The sequence below is a fragment of the Rhodococcus sp. T7 genome (genome assembly GCF_009872365.1).
In the GTDB taxonomy this organism is placed as follows: domain Bacteria; phylum Actinomycetota; class Actinomycetes; order Mycobacteriales; family Mycobacteriaceae; genus Rhodococcus_F.
In genome coordinates this window covers 1-1,483 of sequence record NZ_WXYH01000217.1, presented here as the reverse complement: position 1 = coordinate 1,483, position 1,483 = coordinate 1, and the positions used below count along the sequence as shown (strand labels likewise).

1 protein-coding gene is annotated in these 1,483 nt (G+C 62.8%); it reads left to right on the top strand.

Annotation, left to right across the window (positions count from 1 at the left end; genetic code table 11):
* Window positions 1-1,482 (top strand): carotenoid oxygenase family protein (locus MLGJGCBP_RS19940; protein ID WP_328799578.1); only part of this gene is annotated, 1,482 nt, incomplete at its 5' end.
* Window position 1,483 lies beyond the last annotated feature (1 nt).

Sequence of the window (1,483 nt, the reverse complement as noted above, 5' to 3'; positions counted from 1 at the left end):
CCCAAGGGCAATTCGTTGCGGGGGCCGTTTCAGCCGATGCGTTTCGAGGCGACGGTCGAGGAGTGCATTGTGACGGCGGGGGAGATTCCGCGGGAGTTGTCGGGTGGGTTCTATCGGTCGGGTCCGACGTGGCGTCGGCCGTCGAAGCAGGGTACGACTCCGTTGATCAGTATGGACGGGATGGTGCAGGGGCTGGTTTTGGACAATGGTCGTGCGGATTTCCGGAATCGGTGGATTCGGACGCCGAAGTTCGTGGCGGAGGAGCGGGCGGGGCGGGGGTTGTTCGAGTGGACCGATGGGGGGTTCGGGGATTGGCGTGATCACGCGTACGGGGATGTGGTGCGCGATGAGTTCACCGCGGGGGTTCCGCAGGGGACGAACAACATCAACATTTTCCCGTTCGCGGGGGAGGTGCTGGCCTCGGGTGAGCAGGGTGGGCCGCCGATCGCGTTGGATCCGATCACGTTGGAGACGCGGGGGATCGTGCCGTGGTCGAGCAAGTTGTCGGCGGGTTTGCACGAGAAGTCGTCGTTCGGGGATGCCTCGTTCACGGCGCATCCGAAGTGGGATCACGATACCGGGACGTTGTATGGGTGGAATTGGCGGGACGAGGCGCCGTTCGTGACGATCCATATCGTGCACCCGGATGGGGTGGTGGAGTCGCGGGATCTCGACGATGCCCCGTATAACACGGTGGCGCATGATATTTGGTTGACACCGGAGTGGATCGTGATGCCGTTTCAGCCGTTCACGGCGGACAAGAAGCAGATCACCGAGCGCAAGTTGGGGATCTGGGGGTGGGATGCGTCGTTGCCGATCGTGATCGCGTTGATTCCGCGGCACGATCTGCACGGGGAGGTGCGGTGGATCAAGACCGATCTGCCGGCGGAGTATGTGATGCACACCTTGTCGGCGAATGTCGAGGGTGATCTGTTGATGTTGGATGCGCCGATCTTCAATCGGCCGCCGTTCCCGTTCGCGGAGGATTTCGCGGAGGGGGAGGATGTGGCGTTGTTCTTCTCGGTCTCGCGCAGTTTTCTGGGGCGGTGGACGATCGATCTGAAGACCGGGGTCGCGAAGACGGAGCAGCTCTCGGATCGGCCGTCGGAGTTGCCGAAGGTAGACGAGCGGTTCTACGGCAAGGGGTATACGTTCGGTTTCCAGGTCGGTGGGGTGGTCAAGCGTAACGGGATGTCGATGAACAGCCTGGTCGTGACGAATGTGAAGACGATGGCCGAGCAGGTGTATCAGATCCGCAGTACGGAGGCGGCGGCGGTGTTGGAGGCGACGTTCGCGCCGCGGACGCCGACGTCTGCGGAGGGCGATGGGTTCATCATCGTGCCGGTGTCGTGGTGGGCGGAGCGGCGGGGTGAGTATCTGATTTTCGATACCTACGACATCACCACGGGGCCGGTCGCGCGGATCGAGATTCCGTTCCTGATGGGCTGGACCCCGCACGGACACTGGATGGACTTCCGCTGAC